Genomic DNA, 13838 nt, shown 5'->3' with positions numbered 1-13838 from the left:
AACTATACCTATACAAAAATAAGAAACTAACTATAAATAAGTCACGAATTGTATATATGCATAGAAGGATAAAGTTCCGGTATCTGAATTGTTTATTTTGTGAACCTTGTCAAACTTCGCTTTACATGACAGGTTCACGTTTACATCTACAATTTCAGAAGTAGTCATTACTTTATCCCTCCCATAAATTAATCATAGCTATTATATGAAAGAATCTAACACAATATATATATTACGGTCAAGGAGAGTTATACAGGTATCACATTAATATGGATGAGGAAGTAACCAAATATACAAAAGCTTCGCCTACAAATTTAATTAACACTTCCGTGCCGTCTTGCGTATGGACATCAACCAGAACCGATTATTTATTGAAAGTGACCTTCTCCGAACCGCCATCAAGAACGATGGATGTGTCCCGCGGCTTCGTTTCCGCGATTTTGCGGCCGCCTCTGAACGAATAAAGCACTCCGGCTTGTTTGCGAATGGCTTCATATTCATTCTCTGCTTCTAGAACGATGAAGTTGGCAGGCTTACCTTCTTCAATACCGTACACATCCTCGATATGTAACGTTCTTGCGCTATTGATCGTAATGAGATCGATCGAATTCACGATTTGATCGTATCCGAGCAACTGCGAAGCATGGATACCCATGTGCAGCACCTGAAGCATGTTGCCCGTGCCTAGCGGATACCATGGATCAAAGATGTCATCGTGACCCAAGCACACATTAAGACCGGCTTCCTGGAGCTCCTTGACGCGAGTCAGCCCTCTTCTTTTTGGATACGTGTCGAAACGTCCCTGCAGGTGAATGTTGACCAGCGGATTGGAGACGAAATTTAGGTCAGCCATCTTCAGCAATCTAAACAACTTGTACGTATATGCATCATTGTATGACCCCATCGCCGTCGTGTGGCTTGCTGTCGTGCGGGAGCCAAGCCCGCGTTCGTAGGCTTCTTTGGCGACGACTTCTACGAATCGGGATTGCTCGTCATCGATTTCATCGCAATGAATGTCGATGAGACGATCGTATTTTTCGGCGAAGTCAAACGCGACCTTCATCGAATCGACGCCATATTCCCTCGTGAATTCGAAGTGCGGAATGCCGCCAACCACGTCAACGCCCATCTTCAGCGACTCTTCCAGCAAATCCGCACCGTTCGGGTAAGAGTGAATGCCTTCCTGCGGAAAAGCAACAAGCTGGATATCAATGTATGGCGCCATTTCTTCTTTCACTTCAAGCATCGCTTTAACTGCGGTCAAGCTTGGATCGGTGACGTCCACATGTGTTCGTACATGCTGGATGCCCTGCGCGATCTGCCACTTCAGTGCCGTTTTGGAGCGCGTTTTGACATCTTCATGCGTCAGAAATGCCTTGCGTTCTGACCAACGCTGGATGCCTTCGAACAGCGTTCCGCTCAAATTCCATTCCGGCTCGCCTGCCGTCAACGTGGTATCCAGATGAATATGAGGCTCGATGAACGGTGGCAGTACAAGCGAGCCGCCCACGTCAATGACTTCCTCATTCGAAGCTGCTTCCAGTGACTGCGTGATTAACTCAAACTTCCCGTCTTTCACGACGATGTTCCATAGACCTTCTTTACCCCGCAATTTTGCGTTCTGTATAATCATATATTTTCCCCTTTTCATTGAATTCTTTGGAAGGAACGATCAGCATCAACACGGTGTAGGCCGCCGCGGTACCGATCAGTGCGTTTAATGGTGTTATTCCAGGAGCCAGCTGGGCGAAGGCTACGCCGATGGCCCAAGCCACCAATGCTATCCAGTTTACATTCTTGAAAGTCATTTCGGCAAACGGCTTATAGTTTCTGCGCTTCACAAAGAAGTAGTCTGCGATGATGATAGCCCCGATGGACGGTATCGCCGCGCCCAGCACATTCAGGAAACCGACAAAATTGTTGTATATCCACATGGCAAATGCGGTACCCACGATGCCGTTTACAATGACGAGAAACTTCTTCGGAATTTTTGTAATGTTGGCAAAACCCAGCCCGGAAGCATACAGGGCGTTATCGTTCGTCGTCCAGATATTCAGCCCCAGAACGATGATCGCGGGAATGATCAAACCTTGCAGGAACATGACCTCCGAGATATCGGCCAGGTTATAAGCCATGGCGCCAACTGCGCCGAACAGGAACATAAGTGAGTTCCCCAGGAAGAACGCAATGACCGTTGCGGTTACCGCTTGCCGAGACGTCTGGGAATACCGGGCAAAATCAGGTGTCAGTGTTCCGCCGCTAATAAATGATCCGATACAAATGGTCAATGCTGCTGCCACGGTGAGACTCTGCGACGGTGTGTAATCGAGAAGCCCTTGTAGACCGCCCAGCGTGTCTACTCCTTCAAACATGGAGTAACTGCCGAGAATGGCAATCGCCGGAACTGCAATATAGCCGAGAATGACGAGCGACTTCATGCCGAAGATAGCTGTTGCCGTCATGGCGAGACCAAACAAGAAGATCAACAGGTACACGTTCCAGCCCATCGCTTTGGCAACCGGGATCGCGAACATGGCCACGCCGACGCCGAACCATCCAACCTGCGTGAAGCCGAGCAGGAATGACGGCAGGTAAGATCCTTTCTCACCGAACGCATATTTAGCCAGCAAATGCGTGGAAAGACCGGTTTTGGCAGCGATATGTGCCAGTGCTCCTGTATAGATGCCGAGCACTAAGTTGCCCGCAAGCACGATTCCAATGAACTCCATGAACGTCAAGCTGACTCCGAGTGTCCCCCCTGCCAGCATGCTTGCCGAAAAGAAAGTGAACCCCATCATTACGGATAACGTCTTCCAAAAATGGTTTCTCTGCGTTTTTGGTACTTCCTGCCACGAAAACTCTTGATCTTGTTTACTCATCAGAATACCTCCAGGTTAAAGTGTCCTGATACCAAAAAAGCAGAAAAAAGAGGCTACTCGTCAAGTCTCAAACTGACAAGTAGCCTCTTTCTTGCATCATAACCCGCGCGAAGACGCAGAGCATCCCCTGACGGGATATGCCCTGATTCACGCGTGATTATAAAATCCGCTGCCCTTGCCAGCCTCTCTGGACTGAATTAAAGGTACCAGTATTTAATTACATTCTATTATTTTGAAAAAACTCGCGGTTGTCAATGTTATTATTATCCAATGGTTGATAATCTTCTTTTTCCATGTGTGGATAATCCTAAATTGCGCTCTCGAAATACATTCTTTTCCATAAACTCCACACAAAAAATAAATTTTGAACCAGCAAGCAACCTTTTCTATTGTGGAACGTCTAATTCAATGCAGGATATAACGTTGCAGGAATATGTAATTGATCTTCTTTATTACTATAGTTTATCTTGTCGATTTCAAACGTATCCTTTAAAGAGGTGATTGGTTTATGAGTCATATTACGATGGCGGAAGCTTTGGCTGTACGCGCAGCCATGAATCGTCTGATTAATCAATTGATGCAAGAACGATTAAATAACAGCAGTACCATCATTGAAAAAGGAGAAACGGCCGAGGTTCCTGTACGCAGTGTCGATGTCATTACGGAAGAAATCGATGCGATTTCAACCGATTTCAGAAAGCTAGATCTGTTAATGGCGATCTCGAATACAACCGAGACAATCTCTTGGAACGGAGCCAACATTACTGTCATGGAAGCGATTGAATTGGCCAAACAAATGCGTAATGAAATCGGGCAGCTTGCACATCTCGGCTCCCGCAAGAAGCTTGAGCGCCAGAACAGCCGTGGTCTCGAAGGATCTGTTACGCTGTTTAATGTGGCATTATATGATCCGGAAGCGTATCAGGCAGCCGCTCGCAAAAAGGAACGTGAGGTAACGAAACTGTCCTCTTTGATTGAGCATGCTAATCACCATTCGAAGATTTCTTTTGACGCAACGAAGTATATGGAATAACGACAGTCGCCGGCTTCAAGCCTACAACAAGAACCGCTTGCAGGTTTGGAGCCGGCGTTTGCCGGCCGGCGGGAAAGTGCGGGCAACCGCTTATTGTTTGTCGGATACAAACAAATGAAAAAACAAAATCGAATTCCTAGTACAAACGGATGACGGTTAACGGATTACGCCTACCACTCTATTACGATTGACGGACTTTACAAAGATCTTAAAAAATTAAATCGCCCCGTTTCCTGCCGCCAACTATAAGATGACTAAACTGCAAATAAAGGCAGCCGATCAACTTGATCGGCTGCCTCTGCTTTTTAAAAGGATGAAGCTTATTCCTTACTAAAAAAATAGCTCCGGAAATTCTTGATATGTCCGTAGTTATACCTAGCAATTCTTAGGGTTCGTTTTAGGTTTAAGTCCTCTTTATACCAAAGTGATCTGAGCACTTTTTTTTGCTTATACAGTTCATTTATTTCTTTAGATAAATTTGGATCAGTGACATACTTTTGTAATACGACTTTCGGAACATTTGTCCAAAGACCTGTCTTCTCTCCGTATACACAATCTTCGTCTTTGCCATAGACAACGTTGTCTATTAGTGCCTTTATCATGTTAAGACCTGCTGCCCTGACAAATAGACTGCTTCTACCTGGTCGCGGATTAATTTCAAACATCATATACTTACCTGTTCTGCTGTCATATTTCATGTCTATATTGGAAAAGCCAACATAACCGATATTTTCAAGAAAAGTCTTAACCTGCTGATATAGCTCCATATCGGAACGAGAAATAATCGCAGCGTAGTTTCCAAGTGTCTTCGGTGCATATTCCTCAAGAACGGGCTGTCCTAAACACATCATTTTAACTTTTCCATTCTCATCCGAATAGCTATTGATGACTCGCATCGAATTGTCTCCACCAGGTATAAACTCTTGAATGATCAATTTTCCGTTATAATCGGACTTATTCATGCTTTTAACCATCTTTAAGTATTCGTCCTTACAATTGAAGAAAAACACCTTCTTCTTACCCTCAAAATCACTATGCAAATATTCATAAGCATTGCTGTTTTCCGGCTTTACAACAATAGGAAAGTCAAAGTCCATTTCATCAAGCGCGCTTTCACGCTCATGCGGCTCGCATACAATCGTTTTCGGATAATTCAGCCCATGACTTTCACACAGTTTATAAAACTTATCCTTGGTATCAAACGTATCAAGCAATTCCTCGGAAACAAAGTGATTAGCAATCAGTCCTTTGAACTTGGAATAATGCCTCGACAACAAGCCAGCATAGTAATCCGAACAAGGTATTACGACAATTTTTTTATTCGGAGCAGCGTGTTTCTCCAATATGGATAGTAGCGCTCCGGGAAAAACTTCATCATGGTCAAATCGGTCGATTTGAATGAGATGAAACAAATTACTGTTCATGGTTGGTATTAACGGCCTTGTGCACAACAGAAGCGGCTTCATTTGATAAGTCTCATGTATGAGTCTAGCGTTACCATATGCGTTTTCATCGCTTCCAAGTATGATTGGTAGAAAATCTAATTGTCCCATATCTGCTCCTTACTAAAACATCTTCTTTTTATATCTTTCAACTATTGTTGATATCATATATTATATACCTATATTAAGGCCATAGGGTAATGAGCTCAAAAAAGAACGCAGTTACTCTCTCTTTATTGATCGTATTCTCTTGTAATCTTGAAAGAAGGGGCTCCTGCACCCAATACTCCAAAATCAATAAGCGCACACAGTATACCATTTTAACATTCCACCGAAAAAAGTCTCCCACTTTTCCTTCCCTCAGCATTTCAAGGCGTTACCTCCTCCTCTATTAGCAAAACCTCTCTTACTACTTCTATGAAAGATAACATGATGGGTGAAAGCCATTTGTCTTTATGTCATAACATCTGTGTATATACGTGCAAGTCTGGAATTTGCCATGGAAGAGTACCGAGCTCGCCTCGTTCAACTTGGACATGAATTAAAAAGCGTTTACCCTCGCTTGTGAAAACGAGCTGCTTGCCCATTTGAATTCTGTTTACTTTTATGAGAGTATCACGGATTTATACTAACAACAAGAAACAGATTCTAGATGTTTGTTTTCATTTTAAAGGGAGCGACAATACGATGGAAACAGCTTTATGAAGATGAGCCCGCACAATGTTCTGCCATGGTATGGACGGGACAAAATGGAGATATTAGTGCAAACTCCTCCTATAACGGAGATTTCGATAAGGCACTCCAAAGCATTAAAACGCTTGCCTGTAGCACCTGCCAGTATGTAGGAAACTTCTCATTAAGCCCCCGACATCCGTTCCATTTCGTTCACTGCCAACGTACTTGCCGCCCGGAAGATACCGACTTCTCTCAAAAAAATCCCGCTTCCTGGAATTCCTGATTCCAAAAAGCGGGATTCGTTATAGAGCACGCGTACCCTCAATGGACCAATTACTGCCTTTGATCACCAAAATCAGCCGCAACGAAAAGATCGAGACCTACAGTGCGTTGATGCCGGTGATCGAGCTTATGAGAGACAGGCTGATCATAGAGCGTTACGTGTGGCGATATACTCCGGCCTAGGCTTCTGTCCTGAATACGGCTGAATGACCTTGTTCTCCACACTGTTATAAACTATGAAGATATTACTGCGCGGCATCGGCGTTATGTTGCTGTTCGAGCCGTGCATAATGTTGCAATCGAATAGAATGACAGAGCCTGCTTTTCCGACAGGAGTATCAATTCCGCTTTTTTCTACCATCCTCGTCAGACTGTCATGATCCGGCACCCCGTATTCCTGCTTCCGCAGCGAATCCTTGAAGTGATTGTCCGGTGTCTTTCCAATACAGGACACGAACTCTTTATGGGAGCCCGGAACGACCATGAGCGGACCGTTGAAGTGATAGTTATCCTCCAGGGCAATGGAACAGCTGAGTGCTCTCATTCGCGGCATGCCGTCTTCGACATGCCAAGTTTCGAAATCCGAGTGCCAGTAAAACTCCTTCCCGGTAAACCCCGGTTTATAGTTAATTCGGGACTGGTGGATATAGGTCTGACCTCCCAGCAAATACTCCACGATCGCCAGCAATCGCGGATGTCGGGACAGATTCTGGAATACCGGATTGCTCTTGTGAACAGCAAAGATAGAGCGAACCTCGCTTCCGCTGGGTTCCCGAATCACCTCTTCGTCCTCGGAAGACCTCGCTGTTACTTGCAATTCCCGGGCTTCTTTCTGATAATGGCTCAGTTCCTGTCCATCGAAGAACCCTTCTATGAATAAATAGCCGTTACGCTCATAGAAATCGGACTGTTCTTTCGACAGGACGGCATCAGGCGTCCACTCCGAATGCACAACGGGGTCCTGTCTCTTTATGATTCTAGGCTCCATATGCTGCCTCGAAGGGTACAGATCCATCTCCTTATCCTGCAAGGTTGACCCTTGGCTATTACTCATCACATATCATCTCCTTAGTCTGTATTTGAGGATAAAAGCGGGTAAGTTCCTTCTTCATCATGCACTTCAGCACCGGTGAGCGGCGGGTTGAATACACACACCATTCGCATCTGGGAACGGGCTCTGAGATAATGTTTTTCATGTCCGTCCAGAGCGTACATCATCCCGGGCCTAATCGGATAGGTTTCTCCCCCGACTACTTCAATCTCTCCCTCGCCTTCAATGCAATACACAGCTTCAACATGATTTTTATACCAGATCAGCGTCTGCGTCCCGGCTTTGATCAGCGTATCATGCAGTGAGAAGCCCATCCCATCCTTAGCTAGCAAAAGCCTTCTAGAATTCCATGTCTTAGTATCGATATCGTCCTTCGTATCTATAATGTCTTCCAAATGCTTCACGATCATCATTAGCCCTCCTCTATAGCCAAGCGCTGAATACTGTTCTCTAAAATTTCCAACCCCTCGTTTAATGTGCCTATCTCGATCGTCAGCGGTGGCATCAGCTTTGCCACTTCACCATGCGGACCGGATGTCTCCATGATCAAGCCTTTCTCAAAGGCGATTTCCGACAACCTGCCTGCAAGCTCCGGTCTATCAAAGGCTATCCCTTGAATCATTCCCCGTCCGCGGATTTCACCGCCTAGCGCTGGGCATTCCTTTGTCACGCCCTCTAGCGTCTTCCGGATCAGACTTTCCCGAATGCTGATATCCTTCTCAAACTCCTTCGTTGCCCAATAATCGAGCGCCTCCGTGGCGGCAATAAAAGCAAGGTTGTTGCCCCGGAAAGTGCCGTTATGCTCGCCCGGCTGCCAGATGTCGATCTCGGGCTTCATCAGCGTGATTGCCATCGGTAAGCCGAAGCCGCCAATTGATTTGGACAGGCAGATAATGTCTGGCTCGATGCCCGCATCGTCGAAGCTGAAGAACGTTCCGGTTCTTCCGCAGCCCATCTGGATATCATCGAGGATAAGCAGTATGCCCTTGTCCTTGCACAGATTTGAAAGACGCTGCAGCCATTCTCTACTGGCGGCATTCAGCCCGCCTTCCCCCTGAACCGCCTCGACGATGACCGCAGCCGGGAGCGGCACGCCGCTTCCGGGATCATCCAACAGCTTTTCCATATATGCCATCGTATCCACGTCCTCGCCAAAGTACCCGTCATATGGCATAAATACCGAGTGGCTCAGATCCACTCCCGCCCCTTGGCGTTTGAAGGTATTTCCCGTTACGGCGAGTGAGCCCAATGACATGCCGTGGAAGGCGTTCGTGAAGCAAAGTACCGTGGAGCGTCCCGTCACTTTACGCGCGATCTTCAGCGCGGCTTCCACCGCATTGGTGCCTGTAGGCCCGGGAAACATCACTTTATGGTTCCAGCCTCTCGGCTTTAGGATAACTTCCTCAAATCGAATCAGAAAACGTTCCTTTGCCCTTGTAGCCATGTCCAGGCTGTGCGTAACTCCATCCTGCATCATGTAGTCCACCAGCTTCCGGCGTATCTTCTCGTTGTTATGGCCATAATTCAGCGCGCCGGCTCCAGCGAAGAAATCAATATATTCATTGCCCTGGGTATCCCACAGCTTAGCGTTTTTGGCCTTGTCAAAAACGGTCTGAAAACTGCGGCAATAACTTCTTACTTCCGACTCCAGCTTGTCAAACACCGTAAGTTTCGGCATCTCCATGACTTGGTTGTTCATATTTACCTCCATTTATTTAAATGTCATTGAAAAAAGGGCCAATCACAAATAACGGCTCATCTTCATGGCTTGTTCCATCCGGGAACGTATCAGCCCCGTAACCAACGGTTACCGTGCTTGGGATCGATTTCTCTTCCGCATAGCTGAGAAACAACCGGCGGGAGGCAATGTTGCTGGGCGAAACCGTCGCCTCAATAAAACGGACGCCTCGGCAAGCCGATCGGTTCAGAATGCCCTCCAACATCGTCCGGGCGATTCCCTGCCTACGATGCGAGCCTGCCACCGCCACCTGCCATACAAACAGCGTCTCCGGATTTCGCGGCGAACGAAATGCGGAGATAAAACCGACGATGTCCCCCTCATGCTCAGCGATCATGCAGGTATCTTTGAAATAATCGCCCAGCATGATATAGCAATACGGGGAGTTCAGGTCGAGCGAACCCGTGTCCCGGATAAGCCCCCAGATCCTGGTACCGTCCTGCGCCTCGGGTTTTCGGTATATGATTTCAGTTCTCGTTTCAACTGCCATAGTGTCATTCCCCCTTCTTGTTTCATGGGCGTCTAATTGCCACCGGACCGGAAGCGCTGAAGAAAGCTGCGCAGCCGCTCACTTTTGGGATGATCGAAAATCTCCTCCGGCGTTCCCTGCTCGACAATCCGACCATCGGCACTGAAGATCACCCGGTCGGCAATCTCTTTGGCGAAATCCATCTCATGCGTGATCAATAACATTGCCATCTCACCTTCCTCGGCGATTTCCCGAATCACCGCAAGCACCTCGCCCACAAGCTCAGGGTCGAGCGCGGACGTTACTTCGTCGAACACCATTACCTTCGGCCTCATAACAAGCGCTCTCGCAATGGCAACACGCTGCTTCTGCCCCCCGGACAGATTCGCCGGATACATTTTCAGCTTATCGGCAAGGCCTACCTTGCCCAACATGGAAACCGCCCGTTCCTCTGCCTCTTCCTTGGACAAGCCGAGCACTTTGCGCGGAGCTTCGGCAACGTTCCGCAGCACATTCATGTGCGGGAACAGATTGAAATGCTGGAATACCATTCCGACATTGCACCGCATCCGATGCAAATGTTTCTCGTCCGCCCGAACGAGCTTCTCCTTATTTTGCATATGCCAGAGCAGCTCGCCGTCGACCTCAATCGTCCCTTCGGTCGGCTCCTCCAGTGTCATCAACATTCGACCCATCGTTGTTTTCCCTGAACCACTCGGGCCGATAACGGCCACCTTCTCTCCGGTCTGAATCTCCAAATCGATACCTTTAAGCACCTGCAGCTCGCCGAAGGATTTGGTAATCCCCTTATACCTCACGATCGGCTGCGTCTTTGTTGACGGTTCTCCCTCTGACCTTGACGGCAAGGCTTCCTGTTGATCGATTATCACAGTATTCATCGATTTCCCTCCTCATTGTCCCCGCTGCAAATTCATACGCTTCTCCAACCTCTGAACGAGCAGCGACGCGATATAACTAATGATCAGGAACAACACTCCGACCAGCGTGTACGGCTCGAAAGCCCGAAAGGACTGGGACACAATATTTTTGGCCGTCATCATCATTTCCACCAACGTAATCGCACACAGAATCGGCGTTTCTTTAAACATTACAATCAAATAGTTACCCAGGACCGGAATGATCGGCGGCACTGCCTGAGGCAAAATAATGCTGCGCCACGTCTGGGCCTTTGTATAATTCAGAGCCGTCGCTGCTTCCCACTGCCCCTTCGGGACGGCTTCAATGCCCGAGCGATACACTTCGGACAAGTATGTGCTGTAATGCAGACCAAGTCCGATCACGCCCGCATAGAAGGCGGGGATCGAGACGCCTATCAAGAGCGGCAGGCTGTAATACAGAAAGAAGACCTGTACAAGAAGTGGCGTATTTCGAATAAACTCAATGATTCCTTTGGTAATCAGGGACAATGGCTTAAATCGGCTGCGCGCCGCAAAGGCGAGCAGCAGTCCGACGATAAGCGCCACCACGAATGCGCATAATGTCACCCATACAGTCATTTGGAGCCCACGCAGCAGCTCCGGCAAAATATCCAATGCGTAATTCCAATCCCACATACGCTACAGCCTCCCCACTGTCAATTTCCGCTCAAGCAGCCGGACCGCGACCGAAATGAGCGTCGCTATGACAAAATACATCAGGAGCAGTAGCACAAGGATTTCGGTCGTCCAAGCGATGTAGTTGTTGCGTAACACCATCGCCTGATAAGTCAGATCTGCCATCGTAATGAAATATACGAGTGATGTCGACTTAATCAGTTCGACCAGCTGGTTCCCGAACGGCGGCAGCATCCTTAGCGTCGCTTGAGGTAGAATCACGGTAAACATCCGCTGCCAAGGTTTCATATTGAGTGCAACCGAAGCCTCCCATTGCCCTTTCGGAACTGCGAGCACTGCACTCCGGACGATCTCCGAGCCATACGCACCGAAGTTGAGTCCGATCGCCGATATAGCGGCCAGCATTTTGGGAAGCTCAATGCCGACGAACGGAAGGGCGAAGTACAGCCAGAACAGCTGAACAAGCAGGGAGGTCCCTCGAAAGACCTCGACGTAAACGGCCGCTAATGTACGAATGATCCATAGCTTGGATAACCGGGCTAGACCTGCCGCAAAGGCTGCGGCAATAGCAAGAATGGCGGAAAAAATTGTGACCAACACCGTGATTTCCGCGCCCTTTAGCAGCGTGGGAAGGAAATCAATCCAGGAATTAGGCATGTTATTTCCCGCAGAGCGCAGCGGCTGTCATGTCACCCGGCAGCTCTTCCTCCGTAAATCCGAACTGCTGTAATATTTCCAGCAGCTCGCCGGATTCTTTCATTTTTTGCAGTTCCGTATTATAAGCCTGTTGAAATTCGGTGTCTGCTTTCCGGAATGCGGTCGCCCCGTAACTGCGCACACTTTCACCGTCAATGACAGGCTGCTCAAAATCGGTTACTCGCTCGATACTCTCGTCGCTTGCGGAATCCAACATTGCCTGCAGCGACGGTCCCGTCATTGTGATTGCCTGCACGCGATCCGCCTGCAGCGCACTAATCGCCGAAGCCTGATCAGGGACCTGGATAATGCGTTCAGAAGGAATACCCGACTTCTCCATATATCCGATCTCGACCGCGCCCGTCATGACCGCGACCTTGGCATTGTCATCATTGGCAACATCCGCATAGCTCCCGAGACCGAGCGGATTCCCCTTCTTTACTGCCAGCGCTTCCCCGATGCTGTACTCCGGATCGGCGAACAAGACTGCCGAGCAGCGTTCCGGATTAATGAACATGCCAGCCGTTATCATGTCGAACCGCTCTGCTTGCAACCCCGCAACAAGCGACCCGAATTCAGTAAGCTCGCCTCTCATCTCCTTGATGCCAAGTCGCTCCAGAATGACGCGGGCGATCTCAACTGCTTCGCCGGTAAGCTCGCCGCTTGCCTCTTTATAGGCATACGGCTTTTCATTTGCAAAGCCGACCGTTACATATCCACGCTCAATCGCTTGCTCCAGCGTGCTTCCTTTATCGCCGCAGGCCGCCAAAGATACTACCATGATGACACACAAAACCAGCACAATCGCTTTCTTCAAAGCCTTTCACAACCTTTCGCTAATCACCTTAAACCCCTTGTAAACTATCGATAATGACCCAAAAAATCTTCGATAAAGCAGTTTGGTCTATATCAAACCACCATAAAAATAACCAAGTATACGCATGATTTAACTAGGGAATATTGATGTTCTGTTCCCCGTACACTTTAGTCAGGTTTCAAGGGACCGAGCTCCTGCATCTCGCTACGGATCTTACTAAAGCGCTTCTCCTCGACCGATTCAGCTGAAGACACATTACAGCTTGTCGTCCTCCCTTCACATCATTAAAAAAGTCCATGCAAAAAAAGACCTCCGGACAGGGGAATTGGACACAGCTCCGCCAGCAGGGGGTCAACATTGAGAAAAAGGCCCCTATAGAGAATAAAGGGCCTTTGTTTATGAATATCGGTTATGTATAAAAGACCCATCCACTGCTGACGAGGTTAGCTGACGGACTCGGGTAAGATGGTACCCTACACTTTGAGAAATCAAGTGACTCGCCCCTGATAAAAACTGGTTCCCCCGCTTTCCGTCATTTGCATGCCGGAAACTAAGCGTGTGTTCATGATAAAAGGAATTCCAGGAAAAGTCAAACCCGTTTATCGTACATCGGCCTCATTTCGAAGGTCATTTCAGTTCCGTCAAAAAGGTGATTTCATGGTCGGATTCAGCGAAGATCCGGGGTCTCTGAGGCTGATTTCACCATGTTGTCAATTACGTATAATCCGCTTAACAGCTAGGGATATCGCGTGTTTCCTTTTAAAGTTCATCCCATTAATCATTCATGTAATGAACTATTGACAAGAAAACCGTTCAAGAAGCCTCCGATTCGCCAATGAAAAAAATTTTTCCCATAAGCTGATTACAGTCCTGATGTTTGTCTTAATTTCAGACCCGTAATGGTATAGAGCGGACTGTAAACTTTATCGAGAAACAGCTGAAATGTTGAAAACCATTACAGACTGTTTACTAAGTGAAGGATAGAGAAAACAAGTGGTCAGGTCCGACTAGAATAATATTCATAGCCTATGACAACATAAATCTCTGCATTCGTTCAAAAACTCTATTTTCGCCCATTACTTTCACCGACTCATTAATTCGCATGCCGCACTTTTCACCAGTACATATAGGCTATACTGTAATACCTGCCAAATTACATGAAAGCTTGTTCACTCCTCAGAT

13 protein-coding genes, 1 pseudogene and 1 riboswitch are annotated in these 13838 nt (G+C 47.6%); of the genes and pseudogenes, 1 reads left to right on the top strand and 13 read right to left on the bottom strand.

All coding sequences use genetic code 11. The features are described 5' to 3' along the window. Positions 1 to 30: 30 nt before the first annotated feature. The 3 genes from C8268_RS22685 to codB form a co-directional block, all read right to left on the bottom strand. On the bottom strand, positions 31 to 168 hold the full coding sequence (locus C8268_RS22685; RefSeq protein WP_158702714.1) for a hypothetical protein: 138 nt from the start codon (positions 166 to 168) through the stop codon (positions 31 to 33). A 196-nt stretch (positions 169 to 364) separates the two neighbouring features. After that, the gene (locus tag C8268_RS10340; protein WP_106767585.1) at positions 365 to 1633 is read right to left on the bottom strand and encodes a cytosine deaminase; all 1269 of its coding nucleotides are present in this window, start codon (positions 1631 to 1633) and stop codon (positions 365 to 367) included. Next, on the bottom strand, positions 1602 to 2879 hold the full coding sequence (gene codB / locus C8268_RS10335; protein WP_106767584.1) for a cytosine permease: 1278 nt from the start codon (positions 2877 to 2879) through the stop codon (positions 1602 to 1604). The genes C8268_RS10340 and codB overlap by 32 nt, the downstream gene beginning before the upstream one ends. Before the next feature lie 508 nt (positions 2880 to 3387). Here codB and C8268_RS10330 point away from each other — a divergent pair. Next, positions 3388 to 3912 (top strand): hypothetical protein, encoded by a 525-nt coding sequence (locus tag C8268_RS10330; RefSeq protein WP_106767583.1) that lies wholly within the window; start codon positions 3388 to 3390, stop codon positions 3910 to 3912. 320 nt (positions 3913 to 4232) lie between these two features. Here the strand turns inward: C8268_RS10330 and C8268_RS10325 are convergent, their stop codons facing one another. The 10 genes and pseudogenes from C8268_RS10325 to ehuB form a co-directional block, all read right to left on the bottom strand. Continuing rightward, complete coding sequence (locus C8268_RS10325; protein WP_106767582.1) at positions 4233 to 5465, bottom strand: carboxylate--amine ligase; 1233 nt, start codon at positions 5463 to 5465, stop codon at positions 4233 to 4235. Between the two features lie 257 nt (positions 5466 to 5722). Continuing rightward, positions 5723 to 5887, bottom strand: a pseudogene (locus C8268_RS23145) (LysR family transcriptional regulator); the annotation flags it as partial. 569 nt (positions 5888 to 6456) lie between these two features. After that, positions 6457 to 7365: an ectoine hydroxylase gene (gene thpD / locus C8268_RS10310; RefSeq protein WP_106767580.1), complete on the bottom strand. Its 909-nt coding sequence runs from the start codon at positions 7363 to 7365 to the stop codon at positions 6457 to 6459. Positions 7366 to 7379: 14 nt separating this feature from the next. Further along, a complete protein-coding gene (locus C8268_RS10305) occupies positions 7380 to 7772 on the bottom strand; it encodes an ectoine synthase (protein WP_106767579.1) in 393 nt (130 codons plus the stop codon). A gap of 2 nt (positions 7773 to 7774) precedes the next feature. Next, positions 7775 to 9061, bottom strand: a complete 1287-nt coding sequence (gene ectB / locus C8268_RS10300; protein ID WP_106767578.1) for a diaminobutyrate--2-oxoglutarate transaminase — start codon at positions 9059 to 9061, stop codon at positions 7775 to 7777. A gap of 16 nt (positions 9062 to 9077) precedes the next feature. Next, positions 9078 to 9590 (bottom strand): diaminobutyrate acetyltransferase, encoded by a 513-nt coding sequence (gene ectA / locus C8268_RS10295; RefSeq protein WP_106767577.1) that lies wholly within the window; start codon positions 9588 to 9590, stop codon positions 9078 to 9080. A gap of 32 nt (positions 9591 to 9622) precedes the next feature. Next, complete coding sequence (ehuA, locus tag C8268_RS10290; protein WP_106767576.1) at positions 9623 to 10468, bottom strand: ectoine/hydroxyectoine ABC transporter ATP-binding protein EhuA; 846 nt, start codon at positions 10466 to 10468, stop codon at positions 9623 to 9625. A gap of 12 nt (positions 10469 to 10480) precedes the next feature. Continuing rightward, a complete protein-coding gene (gene ehuD, locus C8268_RS10285) occupies positions 10481 to 11143 on the bottom strand; it encodes an ectoine/hydroxyectoine ABC transporter permease subunit EhuD (RefSeq protein WP_106767575.1) in 663 nt (220 codons plus the stop codon). Positions 11144 to 11146: 3 nt separating this feature from the next. Further along, positions 11147 to 11800: an ectoine/hydroxyectoine ABC transporter permease subunit EhuC gene (gene ehuC, locus C8268_RS10280; protein ID WP_106767574.1), complete on the bottom strand. Its 654-nt coding sequence runs from the start codon at positions 11798 to 11800 to the stop codon at positions 11147 to 11149. A 1-nt stretch (position 11801) separates the two neighbouring features. Continuing rightward, the gene (ehuB, locus tag C8268_RS10275; RefSeq protein ID WP_106767573.1) at positions 11802 to 12656 is read right to left on the bottom strand and encodes an ectoine/hydroxyectoine ABC transporter substrate-binding protein EhuB; all 855 of its coding nucleotides are present in this window, start codon (positions 12654 to 12656) and stop codon (positions 11802 to 11804) included. Between the two features lie 417 nt (positions 12657 to 13073). Next, positions 13074 to 13223, bottom strand: a riboswitch (cyclic di-AMP (ydaO/yuaA leader). Positions 13224 to 13838 lie beyond the last annotated feature (615 nt).

It is taken from the genome of Paenibacillus faecalis (assembly GCF_900289175.1).
Taxonomy (GTDB): domain Bacteria; phylum Bacillota; class Bacilli; order Paenibacillales; family Paenibacillaceae; genus Paenibacillus_AQ; species Paenibacillus_AQ faecalis.
The sequence above is the reverse complement of the archived record's forward strand: the minus strand, read 5'-3'. Positions and strand labels throughout refer to the sequence as shown.

Coding starts and splice junctions, on each gene's coding strand:
- C8268_RS22685 (WP_158702714.1), bottom strand. CDS start 168: ATGACTACTTCTGAAATTGTAGATGTAAACGTGAACCTGTCATGTAAA.
- C8268_RS10340 (WP_106767585.1), bottom strand. CDS start 1,633: ATGATTATACAGAACGCAAAATTGCGGGGTAAAGAAGGTCTATGGAAC.
- codB (WP_106767584.1), bottom strand. CDS start 2,879: ATGAGTAAACAAGATCAAGAGTTTTCGTGGCAGGAAGTACCAAAAACG.
- C8268_RS10330 (WP_106767583.1), top strand. CDS start 3,388: ATGAGTCATATTACGATGGCGGAAGCTTTGGCTGTACGCGCAGCCATG.
- C8268_RS10325 (WP_106767582.1), bottom strand. CDS start 5,465: ATGGGACAATTAGATTTTCTACCAATCATACTTGGAAGCGATGAAAAC.
- thpD (WP_106767580.1), bottom strand. CDS start 7,365: ATGAGTAATAGCCAAGGGTCAACCTTGCAGGATAAGGAGATGGATCTG.
- C8268_RS10305 (WP_106767579.1), bottom strand. CDS start 7,772: ATGATCGTGAAGCATTTGGAAGACATTATAGATACGAAGGACGATATC.
- ectB (WP_106767578.1), bottom strand. CDS start 9,061: ATGAACAACCAAGTCATGGAGATGCCGAAACTTACGGTGTTTGACAAG.
- ectA (WP_106767577.1), bottom strand. CDS start 9,590: ATGGCAGTTGAAACGAGAACTGAAATCATATACCGAAAACCCGAGGCG.
- ehuA (WP_106767576.1), bottom strand. CDS start 10,468: ATGAATACTGTGATAATCGATCAACAGGAAGCCTTGCCGTCAAGGTCA.
- ehuD (WP_106767575.1), bottom strand. CDS start 11,143: ATGTGGGATTGGAATTACGCATTGGATATTTTGCCGGAGCTGCTGCGT.
- ehuC (WP_106767574.1), bottom strand. CDS start 11,800: ATGCCTAATTCCTGGATTGATTTCCTTCCCACGCTGCTAAAGGGCGCG.